The sequence below is a fragment of the Sphingomonas sp. Leaf34 genome, assembly GCF_001421805.1.
GTDB lineage: Bacteria > Pseudomonadota > Alphaproteobacteria > Sphingomonadales > Sphingomonadaceae > Sphingomonas.
In genome coordinates, this window is the sequence record NZ_LMLC01000001.1 from 755,792 (window position 1) to 781,347 (window position 25,556).

General features: G+C 67.7%; 25 protein-coding genes. 14 read left to right on the forward strand and 11 right to left on the reverse strand.

The window, feature by feature from the left end; translation table 11 throughout:
• Positions 1 to 110 precede the first annotated feature (110 nt).
• On the reverse strand, positions 111 to 407 hold the full coding sequence (locus tag ASF00_RS03410) for a sel1 repeat family protein (RefSeq protein WP_055874087.1): 297 nt from the start codon (positions 405 to 407) through the stop codon (positions 111 to 113).
• 78 nt (positions 408 to 485) lie between these two features.
• A complete protein-coding gene (gene panC / locus ASF00_RS03415; RefSeq protein WP_055874090.1) occupies positions 486 to 1,325 on the reverse strand; it encodes a pantoate--beta-alanine ligase in 840 nt (279 codons plus the stop codon).
• Positions 1,326 to 1,451: 126 nt separating this feature from the next.
• On the opposite strand from panC, the gene ASF00_RS03420 reads away from it, so the two are divergent.
• From ASF00_RS03420 to ASF00_RS03455, 8 genes are all read left to right on the forward strand, one after another.
• The gene (locus ASF00_RS03420) at positions 1,452 to 2,261 is read left to right on the forward strand and encodes a division plane positioning ATPase MipZ (RefSeq protein WP_055875335.1); all 810 of its coding nucleotides are present in this window, start codon (positions 1,452 to 1,454) and stop codon (positions 2,259 to 2,261) included.
• On the forward strand, positions 2,258 to 2,524 hold the full coding sequence (locus ASF00_RS03425) for a DnaJ domain-containing protein (RefSeq protein WP_055874092.1): 267 nt from the start codon (positions 2,258 to 2,260) through the stop codon (positions 2,522 to 2,524). Before ASF00_RS03420 ends, ASF00_RS03425 begins: the two co-directional genes overlap by 4 nt.
• Before the next feature lie 111 nt (positions 2,525 to 2,635).
• A complete protein-coding gene (gene pgmG, locus ASF00_RS03430; protein ID WP_055874095.1) occupies positions 2,636 to 4,015 on the forward strand; it encodes a phosphoglucomutase/phosphomannomutase PgmG in 1,380 nt (459 codons plus the stop codon).
• Positions 4,016 to 4,280: 265 nt separating this feature from the next.
• On the forward strand, positions 4,281 to 4,730 hold the full coding sequence (locus ASF00_RS03435; RefSeq protein ID WP_055874098.1) for a PH domain-containing protein: 450 nt from the start codon (positions 4,281 to 4,283) through the stop codon (positions 4,728 to 4,730).
• Positions 4,731 to 4,757: 27 nt separating this feature from the next.
• Positions 4,758 to 5,537, forward strand: a complete 780-nt coding sequence (locus tag ASF00_RS03440) for an exonuclease domain-containing protein (protein WP_055875338.1) — start codon at positions 4,758 to 4,760, stop codon at positions 5,535 to 5,537.
• 109 nt (positions 5,538 to 5,646) lie between these two features.
• Positions 5,647 to 7,155, forward strand: a complete 1,509-nt coding sequence (locus tag ASF00_RS03445; protein ID WP_055874101.1) for a sensor histidine kinase — start codon at positions 5,647 to 5,649, stop codon at positions 7,153 to 7,155.
• The gene (locus ASF00_RS03450; protein WP_055874104.1) at positions 7,152 to 7,592 is read left to right on the forward strand and encodes a response regulator; all 441 of its coding nucleotides are present in this window, start codon (positions 7,152 to 7,154) and stop codon (positions 7,590 to 7,592) included. Before ASF00_RS03445 ends, ASF00_RS03450 begins: the two co-directional genes overlap by 4 nt.
• The gene (locus tag ASF00_RS03455) at positions 7,589 to 8,620 is read left to right on the forward strand and encodes a sensor histidine kinase (RefSeq protein WP_082463192.1); all 1,032 of its coding nucleotides are present in this window, start codon (positions 7,589 to 7,591) and stop codon (positions 8,618 to 8,620) included. Before ASF00_RS03450 ends, ASF00_RS03455 begins: the two co-directional genes overlap by 4 nt.
• Positions 8,621 to 8,902: 282 nt before the next feature.
• On the opposite strand, the gene ASF00_RS03460 is transcribed toward ASF00_RS03455, so the two are convergent.
• Positions 8,903 to 9,511, reverse strand: a complete 609-nt coding sequence (locus tag ASF00_RS03460; protein WP_055875344.1) for an NADPH-dependent FMN reductase — start codon at positions 9,509 to 9,511, stop codon at positions 8,903 to 8,905.
• Between the two features lie 205 nt (positions 9,512 to 9,716).
• On the opposite strand from ASF00_RS03460, the gene ASF00_RS03465 reads away from it, so the two are divergent.
• The 3 genes from ASF00_RS03465 (at position 9,717) to ASF00_RS03475 (ending at position 13,997) form a co-directional block, all read left to right on the forward strand.
• The gene (locus tag ASF00_RS03465) at positions 9,717 to 11,879 is read left to right on the forward strand and encodes a transglycosylase domain-containing protein (RefSeq protein ID WP_082463230.1); all 2,163 of its coding nucleotides are present in this window, start codon (positions 9,717 to 9,719) and stop codon (positions 11,877 to 11,879) included.
• A 193-nt stretch (positions 11,880 to 12,072) separates the two neighbouring features.
• Positions 12,073 to 13,074, forward strand: coding sequence for a threonine aldolase family protein (locus tag ASF00_RS03470; protein ID WP_055874109.1), 1,002 nt, complete (start codon positions 12,073 to 12,075; stop codon positions 13,072 to 13,074).
• Entirely contained in the window at positions 13,071 to 13,997 is a 927-nt protein-coding gene (locus ASF00_RS03475; protein WP_055874112.1) for a DMT family transporter, read from the forward strand. The genes ASF00_RS03470 and ASF00_RS03475 overlap by 4 nt, the downstream gene beginning before the upstream one ends.
• Here ASF00_RS03475 and ASF00_RS03480 read toward each other — a convergent pair.
• Positions 13,910 to 14,746 carry a hypothetical protein gene (locus ASF00_RS03480; protein WP_055874115.1) on the reverse strand — a complete coding sequence of 279 codons (837 nt, stop codon included), beginning with the start codon at positions 14,744 to 14,746 and terminating at the stop codon, positions 13,910 to 13,912. The genes ASF00_RS03475 and ASF00_RS03480 overlap by 88 nt on opposite strands.
• Positions 14,743 to 16,425 carry a M28 family metallopeptidase gene (locus ASF00_RS03485; protein WP_055874118.1) on the reverse strand — a complete coding sequence of 561 codons (1,683 nt, stop codon included), beginning with the start codon at positions 16,423 to 16,425 and terminating at the stop codon, positions 14,743 to 14,745. Before ASF00_RS03485 ends, ASF00_RS03480 begins: the two co-directional genes overlap by 4 nt.
• 199 nt (positions 16,426 to 16,624) lie before the next feature.
• Here ASF00_RS03485 and pepN point away from each other — a divergent pair, with 199 nt between their 5' ends.
• Positions 16,625 to 19,231 carry an aminopeptidase N gene (gene pepN, locus ASF00_RS03490; RefSeq protein ID WP_055874121.1) on the forward strand — a complete coding sequence of 869 codons (2,607 nt, stop codon included), beginning with the start codon at positions 16,625 to 16,627 and terminating at the stop codon, positions 19,229 to 19,231.
• A 226-nt stretch (positions 19,232 to 19,457) separates the two neighbouring features.
• On the opposite strand, the gene ASF00_RS03495 is transcribed toward pepN, so the two are convergent.
• Positions 19,458 to 19,886, reverse strand: a complete 429-nt coding sequence (locus tag ASF00_RS03495) for a nucleoside deaminase (protein WP_055874124.1) — start codon at positions 19,884 to 19,886, stop codon at positions 19,458 to 19,460.
• 60 nt (positions 19,887 to 19,946) lie between these two features.
• On the reverse strand, positions 19,947 to 20,165 hold the full coding sequence (locus ASF00_RS03500; protein ID WP_055874129.1) for a hypothetical protein: 219 nt from the start codon (positions 20,163 to 20,165) through the stop codon (positions 19,947 to 19,949).
• Between the two features lie 159 nt (positions 20,166 to 20,324).
• Between ASF00_RS03500 and rpmB the strand changes: the two genes are divergently transcribed.
• A complete protein-coding gene (rpmB, locus tag ASF00_RS03505) occupies positions 20,325 to 20,624 on the forward strand; it encodes a 50S ribosomal protein L28 (RefSeq protein WP_055874131.1) in 300 nt (99 codons plus the stop codon).
• 99 nt (positions 20,625 to 20,723) lie between these two features.
• Here rpmB and ASF00_RS03510 read toward each other — a convergent pair whose 3' ends face one another.
• Complete coding sequence (locus ASF00_RS03510) at positions 20,724 to 21,749, reverse strand: esterase-like activity of phytase family protein (RefSeq protein ID WP_055874134.1); 1,026 nt, start codon at positions 21,747 to 21,749, stop codon at positions 20,724 to 20,726.
• A 155-nt stretch (positions 21,750 to 21,904) separates the two neighbouring features.
• Here ASF00_RS03510 and ASF00_RS03515 point away from each other — a divergent pair, with 155 nt between their 5' ends.
• Complete coding sequence (locus ASF00_RS03515) at positions 21,905 to 22,297, forward strand: glycine zipper 2TM domain-containing protein (protein WP_055875347.1); 393 nt, start codon at positions 21,905 to 21,907, stop codon at positions 22,295 to 22,297.
• Positions 22,298 to 22,640: 343 nt separating this feature from the next.
• Here ASF00_RS03515 and ASF00_RS03520 read toward each other — a convergent pair whose 3' ends face one another.
• From ASF00_RS03520 to pgeF, 3 genes are all read right to left on the reverse strand, one after another.
• Positions 22,641 to 23,159, reverse strand: a complete 519-nt coding sequence (locus tag ASF00_RS03520) for a phosphoribosyltransferase (RefSeq protein ID WP_055874138.1) — start codon at positions 23,157 to 23,159, stop codon at positions 22,641 to 22,643.
• Positions 23,160 to 23,280: 121 nt separating this feature from the next.
• On the reverse strand, positions 23,281 to 24,627 hold the full coding sequence (locus ASF00_RS03525; protein ID WP_055874141.1) for a cystathionine gamma-synthase family protein: 1,347 nt from the start codon (positions 24,625 to 24,627) through the stop codon (positions 23,281 to 23,283).
• A 77-nt stretch (positions 24,628 to 24,704) separates the two neighbouring features.
• Positions 24,705 to 25,463: a peptidoglycan editing factor PgeF gene (gene pgeF / locus ASF00_RS03530; RefSeq protein WP_055874143.1), complete on the reverse strand. Its 759-nt coding sequence runs from the start codon at positions 25,461 to 25,463 to the stop codon at positions 24,705 to 24,707.
• Between the last annotated feature and the right edge of the window lie 93 nt (positions 25,464 to 25,556).

Here is a 25,556-nt window from a genome sequence, read left to right on the forward strand (position 1 = left end):
CTCCCGCTTGCGGGAGGGGCTAGGGGAGGGATCGAAATACCCCACGAACGCGACGTTCGCGGTGATCCCCTCCCCCAACCCCTCCCGCAAGCGGAAGGGGAGCCTTCAGCTTACGCCGCGCGGCGTTGCGTCAGCTGCATCCAGTCCCGTGCGGCGCGCTGCGCCACCGAGATTTCGCGCGGCGTCATGTCCTCGGCGATTTCCGCGCGGCATTCCTGCGCGGCGACGTTCCCCGACACCGCCGCGAGGTTGAACCACTTGTGCGCCTCGATCAGGTCGAGGACGACGCCCGACGTTCCCGTCGAATACACCATCCCGAGTTCGTAGCACGCCCGACCGTCGCCGCGCGCGGCATCGGCCAGACGGCGTTCGATCGTACTATTCGCGTTCTTCAGACTGCTGCCCATGGTCTTGCCCCCAATGTTCGTGAGGACAAACTGCCGTGATTCGGGCTACGAAATGGTTAATGGGTTAACAGGCGTTCTTTACAACTCTATCGCGATGTTATCGATCAACCGCGTGGCGCCCATCCGCGCCGCCGCGAGCAACCGCCGCGGACGATCGGCGGCGGGGTTATCCGCCAGCGTCTCGGCATCCGCCAGCGCGACGTAATCGATCGTGAACCCCGCGCCGACGAGCGTCGTCCGCGCATCATCGAGTACCGACTCGACGTCCTCGCCCTTCGCGATCGCTCGAGCGGCCACACCCAGCGCGCGCGGCAGGGCCACCGCCTGTTTGCGCTGCTCGTCATCGAGATAGATGTTGCGCGACGACATCGCCAGGCCGTCATCGTCGCGCTGCGTCGGCACGCCGACGATGTCGATCGCGAAGTCGAGATCGGCGACGAACCGCCGGACGACCGCGAGCTGCTGGTAATCCTTTTCACCAAAATATGCCGCGTCGGGGCCGACCTGGTTGAACAGCTTCGACACGACCGTCGCGACGCCGTCGAAATGGCCGGGGCGCGCGGCACCGTCGAACCCGTCGCTGACACCCGAGACGCGAACCGTCGTCGCGAACCCGTCGGGATACATCGCCTCGACCGACGGCAGCCAGAGCAGGTCGCATCCGGCCTCGGTGAGCATCCGGATATCGGCCATCTCGCGCCGCGGATAGCGCGACAGATCCTCGTTCGCCCCGAACTGCTTGGGGTTCACGAAGATCGACGCGACCACTTTCGTCCCGGGCCGCTTCGCCGCCTCGATCAGCGCGACATGGCCCGCGTGGAGCGCCCCCATCGTCGGGACGAGCGCGACGCGCTGGCCGCCCGCACGAAAGGCGGCTACGCTGTCGCGCAACGCATTCAGGTCCCGGACGATGTCCACGTGAAACTCCTACTCGATAAGTGCGGTCGCGGCTTCTATGAAGGGTGACAGTTACGATCAATAAGGAAACGCGCGTTGGCCACGGGCCCCGAACAGACCCCCGCTTCTACGCCTGTTGCCGCCCCTCTGCCAGCGGCAGCGTCGACGCACGTGATCGTGTTTGCCAACGAAAAGGGCGGGACGGGCAAGTCGACGACCGCGGTCCATGTCGCGATCGCGCTCGCCGCCAAGGGCGCGCGCGTCGCGTGTCTCGATCTCGACCATCGCCAGCGCACTGTCGGCCGCTATCTCGACAACCGCGCCGAAACGATGAAGCGCAACGGCTCGGTGCTGCCGATGCCGCGCCACGCGACGCTGTCGCAACAGAGCGAGGACCAGTTCGAGGATCTCTGGCATTCCCTGTGCGAGGGCTCGGACTTCCTGATCGTCGACACCCCCGGCCGCGACGATCCGTTCGCGCGCACCGCGGCGGCGCTGTCGAACACGCTCGTCACGCCGATGAACGACAGCTTCGTCGACTTCGACCTGATCGGACAGGTCGATCCCGAGACGTATCACGTCACCCGCCCCAGCTTCTATTCCGAGCTCATCTGGGATGCGCGCAAGCAGCGCGCGCGCGCCGATGGCACGACGATCGACTGGGTCGTGCTGCGCAACCGCCTCCAGCATATCGAAGCGCGCAACATGCGCCGCGTGTCGGATGCGCTGGCGCAACTGGCCAAGCGCGTCGGCTTCCGGATCATCCCGGGGCTCGGCGAGCGCGTGATCTACCGCGAGATGTTCCCCGCCGGGCTGACGATGATCGATGCGAAGGCGTTTGGCAGCATGGGCCTCGCCCACGTCGCCGCCCGCCAGGAACTGCGCGAGATGATGGCGGCGCTGCAGCTACCCGAGGTCGTCGCGGAGCAGCCGTCGATGCCCGGCGTCGCTGCGTGAAGTGGATCGTCGCCGCCGTCTTCATCTGGCTGGCCTGGCATTATCTACGGCCCAAGCCGACGTCCAAATCTGAACGGGCCGTGGTGACGGACGAAGCCGAGGCGCGTTCGATCCTCGGCCTCGACCGCACCGCGGACGTGGACGCGATCCGCAGCGCGCACCGGCGGCTGATCGCCTCGGTGCATCCGGACCGTGGCGGCTCGACCGACCTGACCCGCCGGGTGAACGCCGCGCGCGACCTGCTGCTAAAGCGCGCGCGCTAACCCGTTCTCCTGCGAACGCAGGAGCCCAGGGTCGCAAAACGCTATCGCTCTTGGCTCCTGGACCTCCGCTTTCGCGGCGGCACAGCAGTGAGACGTAATCGGAGAGAGCCCATGACCCATCAGTTCGATCCGACCTCGCTCCGCGAATACGACATCCGCGGGATCGTCGGCACAGCGCTCGGCCCCGCCGACGCCGTCGCGATCGGCCGCGGCTTCGCCACCCGTATCCGTGAGGCCGGCGGCACGCGCGTCGTCGTCGGCTATGACGGCCGCCTGTCCTCCCCCGAACTCGAAGCCGCACTCGTTTCCGGCCTGACAGCCGGCGGCGTCGACGTCGTCCGCATCGGCCTCAGCACCTCGCCGATGCTCTATTACGCCGAGGCCACGCTAGAGGTGGATGGCGGTATCCAGGTAACCGGCAGCCACAATCCCCCCGAGTATAACGGTTTCAAGATGGTGCACGCGCACGCGCCATTTTTCGGCGACGCCATCCAGGACCTCGCGACGCTCGCCGCCTCGGGCGCCTGGAGCGAAGGCGCGGGCGAGGTCACGACCGCGGACGTGCTCGACGCCTATGTCGGTCGGTTGATGGCGGGCTTTGCGGGGGGCGCGTACCGGATCGGCTGGGACACCGGCAACGGCGCCGCCGGCCCGGTGATCGAGAAGCTCGTCGAGCTGCTGCCGGGTGAGCATCATGTGATCTTCGCCGATGTCGACGGCAATTTTCCAAACCATCATCCCGATCCTACCGAAGAAGCCAACCTTGCCGATCTCAAACGGCTGGTCGCGGCGAAGAACCTCGATTTCGGACTGGCCTTCGACGGCGACGGCGATCGGATCGGCGCGGTCGACGGGCGGGGACGCGTGATCTGGGGCGATCAGATTCTCTCCATTCTGGTCGAACCTGCACTCCGCGACCATCCCGGCGCACCGATCGTCGCCGACGTGAAGTCGAGCCAGGCGCTGTTCGACCGGATCGTCGAACTGGGCGGAGAGCCGGTCATGGCGGCGACCGGGCACAGCCTGATGAAGCAGGCGATGGCGCGCACGGGTGCGCCGCTCGGGGGAGAACTGAGCGGTCACCTGTTCTTCGCGGGCGACTATTACGGCTTCGACGACGCGCATTACGCCGCGGTACGGCTGATCCGCGCGGTACACCTGTCTGGCCGTTCGCTGACCGCGCTGTGCGACGCTATGCCCGCGCTGGTGGCGACGCCCGACCTGCGCTTCCCGGTCGGGGACGCGCGGAAATTCGTCGTCGTCGACGCGGTGATCGCGCGACTGGAGGCCGAAGGCGCGGACGTGATCCTCACCGATGGTGCGCGCGTGACGACCGCCGACGGCTGGTGGCTGCTGCGTGCGTCGAACACGCAGGCGATGCTGACCGTCCGGGCGGAGGCGAAGGATCAGGCGGCGCTCGCGGCGTTGCTGGCCGAGGTCGATGCGCAGCTGGCGGCGAGTGGTGTGATCCGCACCGGGCGGCCCACCTAGAACGCCACCCCGGCGAAGGCCGGGGCCCAAGTGGAACGGTGGAATTAACGAAGCGCCGACATCGGTTAGCAACGTCACCCAATTGGACCCCGGCCTTCGCCGGGGGGGGGGTGCAGGTTGAAAGCTTGCCCTCAGATTGAGTACCGCCTTCGCGGGGGTAACGACAACGCGGGGAATGGCGGCAGTACTTAACGCGGCGGCGACACGTGATTGACACGCCATCCCCCTCGCCTACCGTTCGGCCACCACCCCCAAGGAGTCTCCCGTGGAGCGCCCAGTCGATGAATTCCGGTCCAGTACGCGCCGCTGGCTGCTCGGCAGCTTTGCCGGCTGGGGAACGCTGGTCACCTGCCTGGTCGGAATCGGCTTCGTCCTGATCGGCGTCCGCTGGCTCAGGAACCGCAGCGCGGCGTACGAGATCACCGACCAGCGGCTGATCATCAAACGCGGCATCCTGTTCAAGACGATCGACGAGGTCGAGCTCTACCGGATCAAGGACGTCCGGCTCGGCTATTCGCTGCTCAACCAGATGACCGACATCGGCACGATCACGCTCACCTCGAGCGATCGCACCACGAACGGCGGCGAATTCACGCTCCGCGATATCCCGATGGCGCGCGATCGCCGCGAGGGCCTGCGCACGCTCGTCGACCGCGCGCGCCAGCGTCGCGGCGTCCGCGAACTCGACGTCGAGGATACATACGCGCTGGATTAAGCGCGCTTTTGTCCCCACATGGCGGGCATGGCGCCCCCCTATCCCAAGCCCAAGCCGCAACCGCAGATGATCCGGGTCGTCGACCTGGAGACGACCGGCTCCGCCCCGCCCGCGCACGGCGTCTGCGAGATCGGCTGGCAGGACGTCGCGCTCGGCGAGGACGGCCGCTGGGAGATCTACGGCGAAGGCGGCAGCCTGCTCGTCAATCCCGGTCGGCTGATCCCGCCGGTCACGCAGGCGATCCACCATATCCTCGACGAGCATGTCGCCGATGCGCCGTGGTGGCATGATTGCGCGCGGCAGGTGCTCGATCCGTGGCCGCGCCGCCTCGCACTCGCCGCGCACCGCGCCGATTTCGAGCAGAAATTCTGCACCCCTGCGCTCACCCGCGACGCCGAGTGGATCTGCACCTGGAAATGCGCGCTGCGGCTGTGGCCCGACAGCCCGAGCTTCTCGAACCAGGTGCTGCGCTATTGGCGCAGGCCGCAGGGCATGGAGCATGAGCGCGGCCTGCCCGCGCACCGCGCGTTTCCCGACGCGTACGTCACGGCGTTCCACCTGCGCGACATGCTCAACGAGGCGAGTCTGGCGCAATTGCTCGAATGGTCGCGCGATCCCGGCCTCATCCCGCGCGTCCGCTATGGCCCCGATCGCGGCAAGGAATGGTCCGAGCTCGATCACGAGACGCTGATGGCGTTCATGACCGATCGCGACCCCGATATCCGCTTTACCGCCAACCACGAGATGGACCGTCGCAGCGGTGGCGGCAGGGTCGGCAAGGCCAGCGCACAGGACCTGCTGCTGTAGCTGCCTATCCTCCCCCGCCAGGGGGCGAATCGTGCACGGAAACGCCATTGCTTTGCGTCAGGGCGGTATCGCTGGCGTAACGACCGGCCTTAACGTAGATCGACAGCCTATGGTAAGCGTACGCTTGAAATTGCCCTCGTCCGAGGGGCGTGTCGCCCGGTGGCTGGTCGCGTTCATGACGCTCGGTTTCATCGCGCTCGCCGCCGCCGCGGTCGCGATCGGCTGGATCACGGTCCGCAACCGCACCTACACCGCCGATATCCTCCACACGCAGGACGTCCGCCAGGCGATCGCGACACTCCAGATCGAGATGGAGCAATCCGAGACCGCACGGCGCGGCTATATGCTCGCGGGCAAGCCGTTGTTCGCGACCGCCTATGCGCGGACCGCGGGCAATATCGTCCCGTCGATCCGCACGATCCGCCATCTCACGCGCGACAATGCCGCGCAGATCGCCCGGATAGACCGGATCGAGGCAAGCTTCGTCCAGTTGCGCGCGCTGCGAACCGAATCGGTGGCGCTGGTCGCATCGGGCCGGATCGCCGAGGCGCAGCGCCGGTTCGCGGTCGACGCCAGCGTGCCGCTGATGCGCGGCATCCGCTACCGTCTTCAGGCAATGGCCGCCGACGAGGTTCGCCTGCTCGCGATCCGCACCGGCCGCCAGCAGACCAGCAGCGCGCTGTTCCTCTCGGTCGCCGGGCTCGCCGCCGCACTGCTCCTGATCGTCGCGATCCTCGCGATCCTCGTGATCCGCCGCTACACCAGCGATCTCGCGGGCTCGCGCGACAGCCTGCGCGATCTGAACGAGACGCTCGAGGAGCAGGTCGCGACTCGCACCGCGGATCTCAGCCGCGCGAACGAGGAAATCCAGCGCTTTGCCTATATCGTCAGCCACGACCTGCGCTCGCCGCTGGTGAACGTGATGGGCTTCACTGCCGAACTCGCCACCGCCGCCGGACCGCTCGCCGAGCTGATCGATCGTGTCGAGGCCGAAGCGCCGCATATCCTGACGCAGGACGCCATGCTGGCCGCGCGCGAGGACCTGCCCGAGGCGATAGGCTTCATCCGCACCTCGACGCAGAAGATGGACCGGCTGATCAACGCGATCCTCAAGCTGTCGCGCGAGGGCCGCCGGACGATCGCGCCCGAGCATATCGACCCCGCGCAGCTGGTCGACACGATCATCGGTTCGATGCAGCACATCGTCGACGATCGCGGTGCGGTGGTCCGCGTCGAGCGGCCGATGCCCGCGATCGTCACCGATCGCCTCGCGCTCGAACAGATCCTGTCGAACCTGATCGAGAACGCGACCAAATATCTGAAGCCCGGCCGTCCCGGCGAGATCGTCGTGCGCGGGCACAAGGAGCGCAACCGCGTCATCCTGTCGGTGATCGACAATGGCCGCGGTATCGATGTGCGCGATCATCAGCGCGTGTTCGACCTGTTCCGCCGCTCGGGGCCGCAGGATCAGCCCGGCGAAGGGATCGGCCTCGCGCATGTCCGCGCGCTGGCCTATCGTCTCGGCGGCACGATCGACGTGCAGTCGACGCTTGGCGACGGCGCCACCTTCCGCCTCAACCTTCCCAGCGCAATGACGATTCAGGATAGCACGCCATGAACCAGCACCAGACCGTCGGGATCGTCATGATCGAGGACGACGAAGGCCATGCCCGGCTGATCGAAAAGAACATCCGTCGCGCAGGCATTCTGAACGACATCAAGCACTTCACCGACGGCACCAGCGCGCTCGATTTCCTGTTCAACGCGGTCGACGGTCCCGCCAAGAGCGGCCCGGCGATGATCCTGCTCGATCTCAACCTGCCCGACATGAGCGGGACCGACATTCTCGCGCGGATCAAGGCGGAGAACAGCCCGCTGCGCCGCACGCCCGTCGTCGTGCTGACGACCACCGACGACAAGATCGAGATCGAGCGCTGCTACGATCTGGGCTGCAACGTCTACATCACTAAGCCGGTCAACTATGAGAGCTTTGCGCAGGCGATCCGCCAGCTCGGGCTGTTCCTGTCGGTGATCCAGGTTCCCGACGCCGAGTGAGCGGGCCGAGCGTTCTCTACATCGACGACGACGCCGGGATCCGGCGGCTGGCGGCGCGTGCGCTCGAACGCCGCGGCTACCGCATGACCGTCGCCGAGACCGGCGCGGAAGGCGTGGTCAAGGCGGCGGCCGAGCGGTTCGACCTGATCGCGGTCGATCACTACATGCCCGGCATGGACGGGCTCGAAACGCTCGAGGCGCTGCGCCGGCTGCCCGATCCGCCCCCGGTCGTGTACGTCACGGGGTCCGAGGAAGGCCGCATCGCGGTCGCCGCGCTGAAGGCGGGCGCGGCGGACTATGTCGTGAAGACGGTGGGCGAGGATTTCTTCGACCTGCTCGACGCCTCGTTCGCACAGGTGCGCGCGCGCGCGCTGCTCGAACAGGAGAAGACGTCCGTCGAAGCCGATCTGCGCGCCAGCAACGCGCGGCTCGAGGCGCTGCTCGGCGAGGTGAACCACCGCGTCGCCAACTCGCTGCAGCTCGTCTCGGCGATGGTCCGCCTGCAGGCGACCGCGCTAACCGACCCCTCCGCACGCGAGGCGCTGGAGGATACGCAGCGCCGCATCCAGGCGATCGCGCAGGTCCACCGGCGGCTCTACACGAGCAACGATGTCGAGAATGTCGACATGCAGGAATATCTCGGCGCGCTGGTCGACGAACTCGCCGAGACCTGGTCGACCGACGCGCTCCCGCGCGCGCTGACGCTGCTCGCCGAGCCGATCCGGCTGCCGACCGATCGCGCGGTGTCGCTCGGCGTGATCGTCACGGAACTCGTCACCAACGCGTGCAAATATGCCTATCCCACCAGCGGCGGCGAAGTCCGCGTGGTGCTGCGCCGGATCGACGACGACATCGTCCTGCTCGCGGTCGAGGACGATGGCTGCGGGATTCCCGAAGACGCGGTACCGCGCGGCACGGGGCTCGGCACGAAACTGATCCGCGCGATGGCGCAGAGCCTGCAGACGATCGTCGAATACGACCCGACGCACACCGGCGTCCGCGCCACGCTGCGCGCTGCGGTCCGGTAGCGAGCCCGACCCTGATCCTCCCCCGCCAGGGGGAGGTGGCGCCGCAGGCGACGGAGGGGGAGGAGACGGAACAGAGGTTGCCCTTCCCACCCCCTCCGTCAGGCTGACGCCTGCCACCTCCCCCTGGCGGGGGAGGATTGTAGGACTCACCGACGCGTTCGCCGACACGACGGACGTCGCATCCACCGCGCAAAATTCCGTTCGTGCTGAGCGGAGTCGAAGCACCCGCGCTTGGGGCACATCCTTCGACTTCGCTCAGGAACGGGGAAGAGTGCAGACCCGTTAGTTCGCCGGCTCGGACAGCGGCGCGAACCGGGCGACCTGGTGGCCGACCAGTCGCAACTGCTCGATCACCGCGGGGTCGTTCGCCCCGCCCTCGTCGTCGAACTTCGTGACCTGCGTGTTGATCGCCGCCGCAAACGGGGTCGGCCAGCCGCGCAGCGCGTGGACGATCGAGCGGAGCGCCGCGATCGTGCTGCCCGTCGCCTGCCAGCCATAGGCGGTGGCGATCAGCCCGACCGGCATGTCGGCCAGATACGGCCGCCCGTCGCGCGCGGTTTCCTCGAGCAGGTCGAGCGCGTTTTTCACCACGCCCGAAATGCTGCCGTGATAGCCTGGGCTGGCGATGATCATCGCGGATGCTCCGCGCACGGCCTCGACGAATGCTCGCTCGTCCGCGGTCCGCGTCGTCGCCTTGGGATCGTAGAGCGGCAGCCGCGCCATGTCGGCGCCACCGAACATTCGCGTGCGATAGCCCTGCTTTTCGACCGCATCGAGCGCGATCCGGAGCGCGCGCTCGGTCGACGACACGCCGCCGATCGTGCCACCGATGCCAACGACCAGCGGGAAAGTCTCGGAAGCGGCCACGGTTTCATCCTGTTCGAACGTCATCGACATGCTCTTCCCCGTTTCGTCGCGCGATGACAACAGGCCTTCGGTCGGTTCTCGTCCTGGAGACGTCGTACCGCTGTCGCTAAGCCCCTGTACACGTTAAGCATGCGCAGGAACGCGCGTCGCAAGCCGAGACTTGCCCGAGCTGTCATAGAACGATAATACACCTGATGTCCGCCGCTTGGCCGACCCGCTGGAACGACCGATGCGCCCCGATCCCTTCGACACCAACCGTTCCGGCTCGAGCGCAGGCGGCAACCGCGAGCCCTATGCCTATGAGCGCGAGCGGCTCGTCACCGAACGCGAACGCCTGCGCCAGAAATACGGGCGCGAACGCGATGGCGACGCGTTCGAACCGTATGACGATCGCGACGCGCCGCCGCCCTATGCCGCCGAGCGCGCCCCCCGCCGCAAGCGTCCGATCGGCCGGTGGATCCTGCGCGGGCTCGGCATCGGCATCGTCCTGCTGGTGATCGCGATCATCTGGCTGGCGATCACCGCGCCGCTGTCGAAGTCGCTCCAGCCGCCGACGCCGCCGTCGATCACGCTCACCGCGGACGACGGCACGCCGATCGCGCGACGCGGGGCGATCATCGGCAAGCCGGTCGACGCGGCCACGCTGCCGCCGCACGTGACGCAGGCGTTCCTCGCGATCGAGGATCGGCGCTTCTACTCGCACTGGGGCGTCGATCCGCGTGGCATCGCGCGCGCGGCGTGGGCGAACATGGGCTCGGGCGGCGTGCGCCAGGGCGGCTCGACGATCACGCAACAGCTCGCGAAGAACGCGTTCCTCGATTCGGACCGCACCGCGACGCGCAAGATCCGCGAGGCGATGATCGCCTTCTGGCTCGAGGCGTGGCTGTCGAAGGACGAGATCCTGTCGCGCTATCTGTCGAACGTGTATTTCGGCGACAACACCTACGGGATCAGCGCGGCGGCCAAGCATTATTTCGGCCGCACGCCCGACAAGCTTAACGTCGGCCAGGCGGCGATGCTGGCCGGGCTCGTCAAGGCGCCGTCGCGTCTCGCCCCCACCTCGAACCTCGAAGGCGCGCGCAAGCGCGAAGCGGTCGTGGTCGGCGCGATGGTCGATGCGGGCTTCCTCACCAAGGCGGAGGGCGACGCGGTCCGCCCGCAGCGCGTGCTGGGCAGCCGCCCGTCGCAATTGCCCAACGGCACCTATTTCGCCGACTGGATCCTGCCCGAGGCGCGCGACCAGGCAGGCGAGATCAAGACCGAGGCGACCGTCCAGACGACGCTCGATCCGAGATTGCAGCGTGCGGCGGAGCGTACCGTCGCGCGCGCGGGGCTGCGGCAGGCGCAGGTCGCGCTCGTGGCGATGCGCCCGGATGGCCGTGTCGTCGCGATGATCGGCGGCAAGGATTATCGCAAGAGCCCGTTCAACCGCGCGACGCAGGCACGGCGCCAGCCCGGTTCGACCTTCAAGCTGTTCGTCTATCTGGCCGCGATGCGCTCGGGGCTCACCCCCGATTCGACGATCGAGGACCGGCCGGTGACGATCGGCGACTGGACGCCCAAGAACAGCGATGGCCGCTATCAGGGGACGATCACGCTGCGCCAGGCGTTCGCGCGCTCGTCCAACGTGGCGGCCGCGCGGCTGACGCAGCAGGTCGGCGTCAAGGCGGTGATCAAGGCGGCGCGCGACCTCGGCATCTCGACGCCGATCCCGAGCGAGGCGACGATCGGCCTCGGCACCTCGACCGTGTCGCTGCTCGAACTGACCGCCGCCTATGCCGCGATCGCACGCGAGCACTATCCGGTGCAGCCGCGCGGCCTCGCCGACGTCCGCGAGAAGGGCTGGTACCAGTCGCTGACCGGCGGCGCGACCGAGATCCCGTCGAAGATCCATGACGAGATGCTCGATCTGCTCGCGGCGTCGATCCGGAACGGCACCGGGCGGCAGGCGAACCTGACGGTCGATGCGTTCGGCAAGACCGGCACGACCTCGGACAACAAGGATGCGCTGTTCGTCGGCTTCGCGCGCGATCTGGTGGTCGGCGTGTGGGTCGGCAACGACGACAACAGCTCGAACCCCGGGCTGTCGGGCGGCGGGATCCCGGCGCGGATCTGGCGCGACTTCATGCAGTCCGCGCTCGGCATCGCGCCTGTCGCCGCCCCGCCGCCCGCGGTCGAGGAGGTCGATCCGGATGCGCTGCCCGCGGACGAGGAGAGCAATTCGATGCTGCCGCTCGGCGGCGAGATCGAGGGGTTAGGTTTCAACCTGAAGATGGGCGAGGACGGCACGATCTCCGTCGGCCCCTCGCGCCGCGACCGCGAGGAGGGCCCGCCGCAACGCGACGATCGCCGCCCGCCCGAGGACGAGCCGGGGTATGACGGGGAGCAGTGATTCCGCAAACGCCACCACCCCGGCGGAGGCCGGGGCCCAAGTGGAAAGGCTGCAGTAACGACGCGCCGTCCTTCGCCACCTGCCGCCCCCAATTGGGCCCCGGCCTTCGCCGGGGTGGAAGAGCCGCTCGGATCGAACCGCGGCACGCACCCTCCCCGTTGACGCCATCACTGCATCGCAGCATGTCCTGACCATGCGCTTTTTCTCCGACAACGCCGCCACGATCCATCCCCAAGTCATGGCCGCGATCGCCGCCGCCGACACGCTCGACACCGCTTATGCGGGCGATGCGTGGAGCCAGCAGCTCGACGGCCGCCTGTCGGCGCTGTTCGAGACCGAGGTCGCGGTCCTCTGGGTTCCCACCGGCACCGCCGCCAACTGCCTCGCGCTCGCCGCGCTCTGCCCGCCGCATGGCGGGATCGTCTGCCACCGCGACGCGCACATCCAGAACGACGAGGGCGGCGCGCCCGAATTCTACACCCACGGCGCCAAGCTGTTCCTCGCCGACGGCATCGGCGCGAAGCTGACGCCCGAGACGATCCGGACCGTCCTCGATGCGATCCCCGACGACGTCCACCGCGTCCAGCCGCACGCGATCTCGATCACCAACGCGACCGAATATGGCCGCGTCTACCAGCCGCACGAGGTCGCCGCGATCGGCGCGCTGGCAAAGGAGCGCGGGCTCGGCTTCCACATGGACGGCGCGCGGTTCGCCAACGCGATGGCGCGCGTCGGCTGCTCGCCCGCCGACATGACGTGGCGCGCCGGCGTCGATGCGCTCAGCTTTGGCTTCGTCAAGAACGGCGCGATGAGCGCGGAGGCGCTGGTCTTCTTCAAGCCCGATCTTGCCGCCGTCACGCAATACCGCCGCAAGCGCGCGGGCCTGCTGCTGTCGAAGGGGCGCTATCTCGCGGCACAGATCCTGGCGATGCTCGACGACGATCTCTGGCTCGCCACCGCCAGCGCTGCGAACGACGCCGCCGCCACGCTCGCCGCCGCAGCCGGCGACCGCCTCGTCCACCCCGTCGAGGCGAACGAAGTCTTCTTGCGCGCCACGCCAGAGGAAGCCGCAGCCCTGCGCGCGCGCGGCTTCGACTTCTACGACTGGGCGGCGGGCGAGATCCGCCTCGTCACCGCCTGGGACAGCCCGGCGGACGCGGTCGGCCTGCTCGCCGACGCGATCCGGGAGTTATGACCCCCGCCCCGCCGCTACCCCCGATCCAGTCGACCCGCGCGGCGGTGCTGATCCCGTTCGGCATCGTCACGCTGATCTGGGGCTCGACCTGGCTCGTCATCCGCGACCAGATCGCGGTGGTGCCGCCGAGCTGGTCGATCAGCTACCGCTTCCTCGTCGCCGGCATCGCGATGGCGATCTATGCGAGCATCAAGCGCGAGAGCTTCCGGTTCGACGCGCGCGGCTACGCGTTCGCCGCCGTCATCGGCGTCGCGCTGTTCACGTTCAACTTCAACTTCGTCTACCGCGCCGAGCATTATGTCACCTCGGGGCTGGTCGCGGTGGTGTTCGCCCTCCTGCTCGTCCCCAACGCGATCTTCGGCCGCATCTTCCTCAAGCAACGCCTCGGGCGACAGCTGATGCTCGGCTGCGCGGTGGCGATGGCGGGAGTCGCGTTGCTGTTCGTCAACGAGGCGCGGGTCGATCCGCATGGGCCGCGCTCGGCGACGATCGGCATCGTGCTGACGCTGTGCGGCGTGATGGCCGCCTCCGTCGCGAACGTCATCCAGGGCAGCGCGTTCGCCAAACGCTATCCGATGGCGCCCGTGCTCGCGATCGCGATGCTGATCGGCGCGTGCCTCGATGCGGCGTTCGCGTGGATCACCACCGGGCCGCCGGTGTTCGAGGCCCGCTTCGGCTATGTCGCGGGCATCCTGTACCTCGGCGTGTTCGCGTCGGCGCTCGCCTTCCCGCTCTATTTCAACGTCATCCGCGCGATCGGCCCGGCCAAGGCGGCTTATTCAGGCGTGATCGTGCCGGTGATCGCGATGCTGCTATCGACTCTGTTCGAGCGCTATCACTGGTCGACGCTGGCGGTCGCCGGTGCGGTGCTGTCGGGCATCGGGCTGGTCATCGCACTCAGCGCACGCAGGCCGGCGCGGTAATCGGGCCAGGCGGGCGTCCAGCCGAGCACGCGCTTGGCCTTGCCGTTCGCCACGCGCCGGTTCTCGTTATAGAATCCGCGCCCCATCGCCGACAGCTCGTCGAGCGTCACGAACGGCGGCGCGGGCATGCCCAGCAGCATCGCCGCGAACGCCACGACGTCGTTCTGCGGCGCGGGCACGTCGTCCGCGAGATTATACGCCCCCGCCGGCGCATCGAACCCGGCGATCACGCCCGAGACGATATCGTCGACATGCGCGCGGCTGAAGACCTGCCCCGGCTGCTCGATCCGGTGCGCCTTGCCCGCGCGCACGCGGTCGAGCGGCGAGCGACCCGGGCCATAGATCCCCGGCAACCGGAACGTCCGCGCGCCAAGTGCCAGCCAGTCCGCATCCGCCGCCGCCCGCGCGCTGCGCCGGCCGCCGCCGATCGGCGCGGTCTCGTCCACCCACGCGCCGCGCGCATCGCCGTACACGCCGGTCGACGACAGATAGCCGACCCACGCCCGAGTCCGCAGCAAAAGCGCGCCGTAGCGCCCCAGCACGGGGTCCGCCTCATGCTCGGGCGGGACCGACGACAGGATGTGCGTCGCCGCGGCGATCTCCGCGGTCACCGCGTCGGTATCGTCGAACCGGATCGAGTCGCCGCGACCGTCGCGCGTGGTGCCGACGACATGCCAGCCGTCCGCCGCCAGCCGATCGGCAAGCCGCCCGGCGGTGTAGCCCAGCCCGAAGATCAGCAGCCTGCTCATTTCGTCGTCCCGGTCGGTGCCATCGGCCCCTTATACAAGGTCCCGAAATAATCGCCCGCGTTCCACACCGGCCGCTGCGCGCCGTCAGCGATCTCGCGCGCGATCCGGTAGTTCGCATCGACGAACCGCACGCCCTGATCCCACATAATCGGCTGCGACAGGTCGTCCGACGGCTTGTGGTAATTGTTCGCCATGAAATACGCGACCGCGGCCTTGCCCGGCCCCTTCTGACCCGGCCACAGGAACACCGCCGGAATGCCCTTCTGGACGAAGCGGAAATGGTCGGAGCGGACGAAGATGCCCTCCTCCGGCATCGGATCGGGCGACAGGCCGACGCCGATCGCGGCGACCGCCTTTTGCACGATCGGGCCGATCGTCGACCGCTCTGCGCCGAACACCACCATGTCCTCGAACTTGTAGGTCAGGATCGGCATGTCGAGATTCACGTCCGCGACGATCGAGGCCAGCGGCACGGTCGGATGGTTGGTGAAATAGTCGCTGCCGACCAGCCCCTTCTCCTCGCCGGTGACGGCAAGGAACATGATCGTCCGCTTGGGCGCCTGCCCGCTCGCCGTGAAGCGCTTGGCCTCCTCGATCAGGCTGGCGATGCCGATCGCATTGTCGAGCGCGCCGTTGTTGAGCGCGTCGCCCTTCACAGGCTTGGTGATGCCGATGTGATCGAGATGCGCCGAGAGCACGACGACTTCCTTGCCGACCACCGGATCGCTGCCGGGGATCATGCCGACGACGTTGCTGCTGGCGGCGGGTACGAAGCTTGTCTTGGTGGCGACGGTCAGCGTGCCGGGCAGCGGCATCGCCATGAACTTGGCATTGTCGCCCTCGGCCTGCTTGGCGATCCGGCTCCACGGCATTTTTGCGCCCGCGAACAGCTTGGCCGCGCCGGCCATGCTGACCGTGCCGAGCGACGGCGCGCGGGGCGCATCGACCTTGCCGGTGCCGTCGGGGTTCGCCCACGTCATCCGCGGCGTCGCATAGGACTCCGCCAGCTTGGCGAATGGCCGCACCTTGGCCGAGCGCGGGCTTTCGAGCGTGATCACGCCGACCGCGCCCTTGGCCTGCGCGATCGCCGCCTTGGTGCCGCCCGAGCCGAAGAATGCGCGCTCCTCGCCACCGAACCGCGCGGGCGAGCCGCCGAAATAGGCGACGATCTTGCCGCGCACGTCGACGCCCTTATAATCGTCCTGGCCATATTGCGGCGCGTCGATGCCGTAGCCGACGAACACGACCGGGGCCGAAACGCTGGTTTCGGCCTTTGCGCCGTTCGCGGCGGGGACGTAGTCCTCACCGAACACGAGCGGCTGTGCGGGGCCGCGACCGGTCCAGACGAAATCCCCCTTGCTCGCCGCCTTGTAGCTGACCAGCGGCACCGTCTGGAGATAGCCGCCCGCGTCGCCACCCGGACGCAGCCCCGCGGCATAGAATTGCGCGGCGACATATTGCGCGGCGATGTCGAATTCGGGGCTCCCGGCCTCGCGCCCCTTCATCGCATCGGACGCCAGGAACAGCACGTGCGCCTTCATCGCCGCCTGGTCCGCGGGCAGCGGGGCAGCAAGCTTTGCGTTCAACGCGGCAGTGGTCGCCGCCGTAACGGGCGCAGTCTGAGCAAGCGCCGACGTAGAAAGCGCGAGAATCGCGAGCGCGCCAAGGGGACGATACATCCGAAAATCCTAGCAAAGGGAACGTGTTGCAGCGACGTAGCATGCACCAACTCCCGCGCAAGCTTTGGGTCACCCGGGCGAAGACGTTGCCTACCGAGAAACACCTCCCCGGCGGAGGCCGGGGAGGTGCAATGTTCGGATGAATGCGAACCAAGCTTTGGCTGGCGATAGATCGGCGCGGCCCTATATTCGCAAGGATATGCTCGATCTCCAGAACAGTCTCGCCCACCCTCTCGTCATTCGTCGCGAGGATTATGCCCCGCCGGAATGGCTGGTCCCCGAGACGAAGCTGGATTTCGCCCTCGATCCGTCGACCACGCGGGTGACGGCAACGCTGTCGGTGACCCGCAACGGCGATCACGACAGCCCGTTGCGGCTCGACGGCGCGGGGCAGAAGCCGCTGTCGGTCACGGTCGACGGCGTCGCGGTCAACGACTGGCGGCTCGACGGCGAACAGCTCGTCATCCCGCTGACCGGCGCGGCGCACGTCGTCGAGACTCAGGTCGAGATCGCGCCCGATCGCAACACGCAGCTGATGGGGCTCTACGCGTCGGGCGGCAATCTCTGCACGCAGTGCGAGGCGGAGGGCTTTCGCCGCATCACCTATTTCCCCGACCGCCCCGACGTGCTCAGCGTCTATTCGGTCAGGATGATCGCGGACAGGACGCACTTCCCCGTGCTGCTCGCGAATGGCGATCCGGTCGCGCAAGGGCAGCTCGACGACGGCCGCCACTGGGCGACGTGGCACGATCCGTTCCCCAAGCCCTCCTATCTGTTCGCGCTGGTCGCGGGCGATCTCGCGGTCAACCGCGGCCGCTTCACGACGATGTCGGGCCGCGAGGTGTCGCTCGGCATCTGGGTGCGCGAGGCCGACCTGCCCAAGACCGACCATGCGCTCAAGGCGCTCGAACTCGCGATGGCGTGGGACGAGACGACCTATGGCCGCGAATACGATCTCGACGTGTTCAACATCGTCGCGGTCGACGATTTCAACTTCGGCGCGATGGAGAACAAGGGCCTCAACATCTTCAATTCGCGCTACATCCTGGCCGATCCGGATACCGCGACCGATTACGACTATGACGCGATCGCCGCGGTGGTCGCGCACGAATATTTCCACAACTGGTCGGGCAACCGGATCACCTGCCGCGACTGGTTCCAGCTGTCGCTGAAGGAAGGCTTCACCGTCTACCGCGACCAGGGCTTCTCCGCCGACCAAGGGTCGCGCGCCGTCAAGCGGATCGAGGACGTCCGCGGCCTGCGCGCGTCGCAGTTCCCCGAGGATTCAGGGCCGCTCGCGCATCCCGTCCGGCCTGAATCCTATCAGGAAATCTCGAACTTCTACACCGCGACGATCTACAACAAGGGCGCCGAGCTGATCCGGATGATGGCCGCGATCCTCGGCCCGCAGGGCTTCCGCGCGGGCACCGACCTGTATTTCGATCGCTACGACGGGACGGCCGCGACCTGCGAGGATTTCGTCACGTCGATGGAGGAAGGCGGCAAGGTCGACCTGACGCAGTTCCGCCTCTGGTATTCGCAGGCGGGCACGCCGCGCGTCTCGGCCAACCTGACGTACGAAACGGGCGTGTCGCCGGACGGCGATCGCGCGATGCTGCGGCTTGCCCAGCAGGTCCCCTCGACCCCCGGCCAGCCGGTGAAGTCGCCGATGGTGCTGCCGCTCCGCGTCCGGCTGTTCGGTGCCGATTCGGGCCTGCCGCTGACCGACGAGCGGCTCATCCTGTTCGACGATACGCTCGAGACGGTCGTGTTCGACGGCATCACCGAACGCCCGGTGCTGTCGATCAACCGCGGCTTCTCGGCCCCCGTGGTGGTCGAGAGCAATCGCAGCGCGGCCGATCTCGCCTTCCTCAGCGCGCATGACGACGATCCGTTCGCGCGGTACGAGGCGATGCAGCAGTTGATGCTCGATACCTTGGTCGCCTCGGCGGAGGGGCGGCCCGATCACGCAGACGTGATCGCCGCGGTCGCCAACACGCTCGACAATGCCGAGCTCGATCTCGCCTTCGTCGCCGAGGCGGTGCTGCTGCCGTCCGAAAGCTTCATCGGCGACCAGATGCTCGTCGTCGATCCCGAGGCGATCTTCCGTGCGCGCGAATCGCTGCGCCGCGATCTCGGTACGCAACTCGAGGCGCAGTGGCGCACCGCCTATGCGCGCGCCGAGGGCCAGCCCTATGCCTATACGCCCGAGGGCAAGGGCCTGCGTCGCCTGCGCACCGTCGCGCTCGGCTATATCGCGGCGAGCGGCGCGGACGATGCGGCCGACCTGGCATTCGCGCAGTTCGAATCGGCGGACAACATGACCGACCGGATGGGCGCGCTGACCACGCTGGTGAGCAGCGAGTCCGAGATCCGCACTACCGCGCTCGACATCTTCTACAGCCAATATTGCGACAACGCGCTGGTGCTCGACAAGTGGTTCCAGGCGCAGGCGCTGTCGTCGCGCGACGATACCGGCGCGATCGTCGCAGGCCTTGCCGAGCATGCCGACTTCACGCTGACCAATCCCAATCGCGCGCGCGCGCTGATCGGCGCGTTCGGTGCGAACCAGCGCGCCTTCAACAGTGCGGATGGGAGCGGGTATCGGTTCCTCGCCGACCAGCTGGTGGCGCTCGACCGGCTCAACCCGCAGACCGCGGCGAAGCTACTGCCGCCGCTCGGGCGCTGGCGGCGGTTCGATTCGGCGCGCGCCGGGCTGATGCGCGCGGAACTGGAGCGGATCGTGGCGACGCCAGGGCTATCGAAGGATCTGTTCGAGCAGGCGTCGAAAAGCCTGGAGGGGTAACCGGAATCCTCCCCCGCCAGGGGGAGGTATCTGGCCCTTGCCAGACGGAGGGGGAAGGGGAAACCGCTGTTGCGTGTCCTCCCCCTCCGTCGCCTTCGGCGCCACCTCCCCCTGGCGGGGGAGGATCACACGCCCCCCGTTCGTACTGAGCGAAGTCGAAGCACCTTCGCTTGGGGCATGCCCTTCGACTGCGCTCAGGGCGAACGGGAGGCGGAGTTAAAGTGACCTACCGCCGCGCGCCGAAGAATGCCCGCAGGATCCCCGCCGCCTCAGTCTCGGCAATGCCGGCGTAGATTTCGGGCCGGTGGTGACAGGTAGGCTGGCCGAAGAACCGCGGTCCGTGCTCGACTGCGCCGCCCTTCGCATCGGGCGCCCCATAATAGAGCCGCGCGATCCGGGCATGCGCGATGGCGCCGGCGCACATCGCGCAGGGTTCGAGAGTCACCCACAGGTCGCACCCTTCGAGCCGATCGCTGCCCAAGGCCAGCGCGGCCGCGCGAATCGCCTGGATCTCGGCATGCGCGGTCGGATCGGACAGGGTTCGCGGCGCATTGGCCGCCACGGCGATAACGACGCCGTCCTTCACGACGACCGCGCCGACCGGGACTTCACCGGCCAGCGCGGCATCGCGCGCCGCGTCGAGCGCGCGGCGCATGGGGGCTGGGACGGGGAACATGGCGCAAAGCCCTGCCCGCCCCGCCCCGTCAGGTAAAGATCAGTTCGGTGCCTGGCTGTTGGCGGGCTTCTCGACGTTGATCGTCGGCACCGCCACGGTCTTGTTCTCGGTGCCGAGCGTGACCTTGGCGACGTCGGCCTGGAACTTCGGCGCCTGGACCACGCCCTGGCGGGTCTGATCGATGTTGATGATTCCGAAATACATCAGGCCGACCACGACCAGCACGACGATCGCGACCAGTGACAAGAGCGTACGCATGAGACATCCCCTTTTCTTGAACAGTTCGATAGCGTAACAACGTTGCCGAGCGCTGCCGGTTGCACAACACGTTTTACGTGAATCGGTTGACGAAAGCCGGCGTGCCAGCTATCCGCGCGCCTTTCCGGGGTTCCTCCCGACACTTGAATAGGTAATCACATGTCGCGCATTTGCGAACTGACCGGCAAGGGCCGGATGGTCGGGAACAACGTCTCCCACGCCAACAACAAGACCAAGCGCACGTTCCTGCCGAACCTGCAGAACGTCACGCTGCTGTCCGATTCGCTCGAAAAGGGCGTCAAGCTGCGCGTTTCGACGCACGGCCTGCGCACCGTCGAGCATAATGGTGGCCTCGACAATTGGCTGGTGAAGACCTCGGACGACAAGCTGTCGCTCCGCGTTCGCCGCCTGAAGCGCGAAGTCGTCAAGAAGATCGCAGCCTCGGCAGTCGCCGCCTAACAGCGACGGCTGTCGGTTGCCGCTCAGTAGAGCGGCGGTCGAGACGAACACCGCGGCCCGCCCTGCACCTCGCAGGGCGGGCCGTCGGCGTTTGTGCGGCTAGCGATCGAGCCGGAACTTCAGCAGCAGCGTCCGCTCGAGAACCATCTGGTTGTCGTCGGACACGAGCCAGACGATCGTCTGGCCATTCTCGACGGTCGTGTCGATTCCCTCGAAATTATCGTGAACCAGTGGCGCGTCGATCGTGGCGATCAGGGTGCCGCGGGCGATGCGCCCGGCCGCTACGTCGCGTGCAGCCACCCGCGAGATTCGCGCGGAAAACGTAAACGGCAGCCGGAACGCGCGATCGAGCACCAGCAGGTCGCCGTTGGGCAATGCGGTGACATCCGATGGATCTGACCGGCCATACGGTTCGTAGGCGAAGCGCTCCGCTGGTCCGGACCGCGTCGGATCGCCAGAGAAGATCAGCGCCTGCCGCGTGCGCAATCGTGTCCGCGCCGAACCGGACCAGTCCGCCGGACGGGCATGCGCTTCTTCGCTGATGACCACGAACCGCCCATCCGGCAGCCGCGTCATCGCTTCGGGGCCGCCGTTCCCCGGCCAGGCCCGCATCGCATCGGGGTTCGCACGCGCCTCATAGCGCGCGAACCCGGGCGCATAGCGCCAGATCATATTGCTGTTCTCGAACCCCACCCAGATCTGCCCCGTCTTCGGATCGATCGCCATCGATTCGCTGTCACGGTCGCGTTTTTCCCAGCCGATCCCGGGGCCCGCGGGCAGGTTCGTGAACGCGACCCGGTGCGGGAGCCAGTCCGCGCCCATGTCGAACTGGACGATGTTGCCGCCATCGCTCAGCAACGTGAAGCGATTGCCGGTCGCGGCCGGCGCGACATCGAGCGACGAGAATCCCCCGAACGCGGGGTCGCGGCTGTCGAGCGCCAAACCACCAAGATAGGTCAGCCCACCGACGCGCACGTGCCGCGGATTGGTGCGATCGAGCATCACGCGAGTCGCGGTGAGTTGCGCACGCTCGCCAAGCAGGTCGAGCCGGGCTTCGCCCGACCAGGTGGGCACGATCGCGCAGACGCTGACGCAAACGAACAGGGCAGTGATCAGGCGTCGCATCGCGCCCTCATAGGGCCCCGCGCGGTCCGCGGAAGCATGAACCGCGGATAACGGAGGCATTCAGGCTCGGCTCAATGCGAATCACCCATAAGCCTCTCATCGAGGATGGACGCACGGCCACCGCCGCCGCCGAAATCCCCAACGGGAGACGCACGATGTTCAAGACTTTTACCCTCGCCGCCAGTGCCCTCGCATTGGGTGCGACCGCCCTCGTTCCCGCCGCCGCCGATGCGCAGCGCTGGGGCTCGCGCTACGAGCGTGGCTACGATGGCTATCAGGGGGGCTATCGGGGTGGCTACCGCGACAATGGCTACGACCGTGGCTACCGCGAGTATCGCGGCAACGACCGCCGCTACAATGCGCGCAACCGCCGCGGTTGCGACAACACCGGCGGCACCGTCATCGGCGCGCTCGCGGGCGGCCTGCTCGGTCACACCATCGCCGGCCGTGGTGACCGGACGCTCGGCGCGGTCCTCGGCGCAGCGGGTGGCGGTCTGGCGGGCAACGCGATCGATAAGTCGGACAACCCCCGCTATTGCCGGCGGTAAGCCCGGCATCGGGCCGGTGCTCGCCGCGAAAGCGGTCGAGCAGCGGCCGGCACGGACGGCGGGCAGGCAGCGCCTGACCCGACCGACGGCGGCTTTGCCGACGTCCCGCTCGTCTAGGCCCAACCAGTTTCCCAGTTCCCTCGCGTAGCGTATCGAGGGCGAGGGCCGGTTTCCCGTATGGAAGCCGGCCCTTTGTTCGTCTGCGCCGCGCAATACCCGCACCGACGAGGCGGGGCGTGACAATCCCACCGTCATCCTGACGAAAGTCAGGCTCCTAAGTCACGATGACACTGGTCGGTTACCCTGGGTCCTGACTTTCGTCAGGATGACGTCGGTGGTCTGGTCAGGCGATCCGCTCCGGCACTTCGGCGGCATCCTCCGCGATCGCCGCGCTCGGCGCGACGGCCTCCCACGGGAACACGAACCAGTCCTTGGTCACCGTCCGGTCGATCGTCCGCGCGCTATACTCGATCCGCTCGGCCGAGCTGACATTGTCGATCAGCATCGCGAACCGCACCGCACCGTCGACCGCACCCGCCGCGGCGAGCGCGCCGCGCAGATGCGTGATCGTCCGCCCCGAATCGTTGATGTCGTCGAGAAACAGCAGCCGCTCGCCGTCGCGCGTCCGCTGGGCGAGCTTCACCAGCGGCGCGTCGGCGAAGTCCTTCACCTGGCTGGAATAATCGACCGACAACGTCGGCAGGCCGATCGCGTGGCTGAGGAACACCGCGGGCACCAGCCCGCCGCGGCCGATACCGATGATGAAATCGGGTGTCCAGGCGGTGTCCTCGGCCAGCTTGGCGGCGAGGACGTGGATCGCAGCGACGAAATCGTCCTGCGGGATAGGGGTGAAGATCGGCATCGACGGGGTGTTACCGTCTTGCCCTTGCGAGAGCTAGCCGTTCTCCTGCGAACGCAGGAGCCCAGGGCCGCAGGCCTTGCCCTCGTGACCCTGGGCTCCCGCGTTCGCGGGAGAACACTGTTCAGATCGTCTCCAGCGCCTGCTCGAAATCGGCGATCAGGTCGTCCGGATCCTCCACGCCGATCGAGATGCGGACGAGGTTGTCGGTGATCCCCAGCGCCTGCTTGCGCGCATCGGGCACCGACAGATGCGTCATGCCCGCCGGGTGGCTCGCCAGCGTCTCGGTCCCGCCGAGCGACACCGCGAGCTTGGCGATCTTCAGCGCGTCGAGGAACGCAAAGCTCTCGCGCTCGCCGCCCTTGAGGTACAGCGAGAAGGTCGAGCCGCCGCCGGTGCAATGGCGGCGATAAATGTCGGCTTGCCGCTCCATGCCGGGCTCGTCTTCGAGGAAGCCGAGATACGCGACTCGCTCCACCTTCGGATGATGCCGCAGGAAGCCGCAGACCTTCGCCGCATTCTCGCCCGCACGGCTCATCCGCAGTTCGAGCGTCTCGAGGCTGCGCAACAGCATCCACGCGGTGTTCGGATCGGTGATCGTGCCGATCGTGTTGCGCATCGTCCGGATCGTGTTGATGTGCTCCTTCGACCCCAGGACGCCGCCCGCGACCAGATCCGAATGCCCGCCGACATATTTGGTCAGCGAATAGACGACGATGTCCGCACCATGCTTGAGCGGCTGGAACCACAGCGGCCCGAGGAACGTGTTGTCGATCGCGATCGGGGGCTTATCACCCGTGAAGATCGCATCGCGGCTGGCGGCGACCGCCTCTACGTCGACGAGCGCGTTGGTCGGGTTCGCCGGGCTTTCGAGATAGATCAGCGCGACGTTGCCGGTCGCGGCCTCGGTCATCACCGCGTCGATCTCCTCACGCGTCGCACCCGCCGGGAAGTCGAGCCACTTCACCCCGAACTTGCCGAGAACGCGGCCGATCAGCGTCTCGGTCGCCGCATAAAGCGGCCCCGAATGGACGATCGTGTCGCCCGGCTTGACCATCGCGAGGAACAGCGTCGCGATCGCCGACATGCCGCTCGAGAAGGCGAGCGCGTCCTCCGCCTCTTCCCACACGCCGAGGCGATCCTCGAGGATCTCCTGGTTCGGGCCGTTGAAGCGCGAATAGACGAGCCCCTCGGCACCGCCCGGACGCTTGCCGGTGACGCCCTCGAAATGCCGCTTGCCCGCCGCGGCGTTGGGGAAGACGAAGGTCGAGGTGAGGAAGATCGGCGGCTTCAGCGAGCCCTCCGACAGCGACGGATCATAGCCGTGCCCCATCATCAGCGTCGACGGCTTCAGCTTGCGTCCACCGATCTTCTCGACCTGCGGCTTGGGCGCGACTCGCGCGGCGACGCCGGTCAGGTCGGCTTCGGTCTCGGCGGGGATGGCACCTGCGTTATCGGGGGTATCGGACATTCATAAGCTCCTGCGTGGCCCGTCTGGCGCGGACCGATCTGTCGAGCCTAAACGAGCGCTGCAGGATTTGGGACCCGTTACAGCCCGATGATGCTGATCTGGCGGCCATAAGAGGGTTCGTCACGATGGGTCGCGCGGCGGTAGCTGAAGAAGCGCTCCGGGTCGGCGTAGGTGTCGAGCCCGAGCGCCTCGATCCGGCCAATCCCGGCGACCGCGAGACGGCTGACGACATAGGCCTCAAGGTCGAACTGATAATGGTCCGCGCGGCCATCGGCGAAGAAGCGCTCATTCTCCGGATCCGACTCGCAGAACCGGCGGATGAACGTGTCGTCGACCTCGTAGCTCGCGCGCGCGATGCACGGACCGACCGCGGCGACGATGCGGTCGCGGCGCGCACCGATCGCCTCCATCGCGAGGATCGTCGCATCGGTGACGCCGCCGAGCGCCCCTTTCCACCCGGCATGCGCCGCCGCCACGACGCCGGCTTCCGCGTCGGCGAACAGCACCGGCCCGCAGTCCGCGGTGAGGATGCCGAGCGCCAGCCCGGGGCGGTTGGTGACCAGCGCGTCGCCGCGGGGACGGAGCGCGTCGTCGAACGGCGCGATCACGGTGACCACGTCGGCAGAATGGATCTGGTAGAGCCCGACGAGCGTACCGCCCGGCAGCACCGCCTCGCTGGCACGCCGGCGGTTCTCGGCGATCGCGGCGGGGTCGTCGTCGGAGCCGATGCCGACGTTGAGGCTCGCATAGGCGCCGGTCGACACGCCGCCGCGACGGCCGAGAAAGCCGTGGCGGACCCCGCCGAGCGACGTGGCGCGGATGACGTCGATGGTCATGCCGAACGATCTCCCCGCACATCCACCCCGGCGAAGGCCGGGGCCCAAATGGGGGACAATGCTGACAGAGGACGGCGCATCGTTACACCAACC

Bases quoted from the DNA above. Each gene is read 5' to 3' on its own strand.
- ASF00_RS03410 (WP_055874087.1), bottom strand. From the start codon at position 407: ATGGGCAGCAGTCTGAAGAACGCGAATAGTACGATCGAACGCCGTCTG.
- pgmG (WP_055874095.1), top strand. From the start codon at position 2,636: ATGACCCATCAGTTCGATCCGACCTCGCTCCGCGAATACGACATCCGC.
- ASF00_RS03440 (WP_055875338.1), top strand. From the start codon at position 4,758: ATGGCGCCCCCCTATCCCAAGCCCAAGCCGCAACCGCAGATGATCCGG.
- ASF00_RS03445 (WP_055874101.1), top strand. From the start codon at position 5,647: ATGGTAAGCGTACGCTTGAAATTGCCCTCGTCCGAGGGGCGTGTCGCC.
- ASF00_RS03450 (WP_055874104.1), top strand. From the start codon at position 7,152: ATGAACCAGCACCAGACCGTCGGGATCGTCATGATCGAGGACGACGAA.
- ASF00_RS03460 (WP_055875344.1), bottom strand. From the start codon at position 9,511: ATGACGTTCGAACAGGATGAAACCGTGGCCGCTTCCGAGACTTTCCCG.
- ASF00_RS03465 (WP_082463230.1), top strand. From the start codon at position 9,717: ATGCGCCCCGATCCCTTCGACACCAACCGTTCCGGCTCGAGCGCAGGC.
- ASF00_RS03470 (WP_055874109.1), top strand. From the start codon at position 12,073: ATGCGCTTTTTCTCCGACAACGCCGCCACGATCCATCCCCAAGTCATG.
- ASF00_RS03475 (WP_055874112.1), top strand. From the start codon at position 13,071: ATGACCCCCGCCCCGCCGCTACCCCCGATCCAGTCGACCCGCGCGGCG.
- ASF00_RS03480 (WP_055874115.1), bottom strand. From the start codon at position 14,746: ATGAGCAGGCTGCTGATCTTCGGGCTGGGCTACACCGCCGGGCGGCTT.
- ASF00_RS03485 (WP_055874118.1), bottom strand. From the start codon at position 16,425: ATGTATCGTCCCCTTGGCGCGCTCGCGATTCTCGCGCTTTCTACGTCG.
- pepN (WP_055874121.1), top strand. From the start codon at position 16,625: ATGCTCGATCTCCAGAACAGTCTCGCCCACCCTCTCGTCATTCGTCGC.
- ASF00_RS03495 (WP_055874124.1), bottom strand. From the start codon at position 19,886: ATGCGCCGCGCGCTCGACGCGGCGCGCGATGCCGCGCTGGCCGGTGAA.
- ASF00_RS03500 (WP_055874129.1), bottom strand. From the start codon at position 20,165: ATGCGTACGCTCTTGTCACTGGTCGCGATCGTCGTGCTGGTCGTGGTC.
- rpmB (WP_055874131.1), top strand. From the start codon at position 20,325: ATGTCGCGCATTTGCGAACTGACCGGCAAGGGCCGGATGGTCGGGAAC.
- ASF00_RS03510 (WP_055874134.1), bottom strand. From the start codon at position 21,749: ATGCGACGCCTGATCACTGCCCTGTTCGTTTGCGTCAGCGTCTGCGCG.
- ASF00_RS03515 (WP_055875347.1), top strand. From the start codon at position 21,905: ATGTTCAAGACTTTTACCCTCGCCGCCAGTGCCCTCGCATTGGGTGCG.
- ASF00_RS03520 (WP_055874138.1), bottom strand. From the start codon at position 23,159: ATGCCGATCTTCACCCCTATCCCGCAGGACGATTTCGTCGCTGCGATC.
- ASF00_RS03525 (WP_055874141.1), bottom strand. From the start codon at position 24,627: ATGTCCGATACCCCCGATAACGCAGGTGCCATCCCCGCCGAGACCGAA.
- pgeF (WP_055874143.1), bottom strand. From the start codon at position 25,463: ATGACCATCGACGTCATCCGCGCCACGTCGCTCGGCGGGGTCCGCCAC.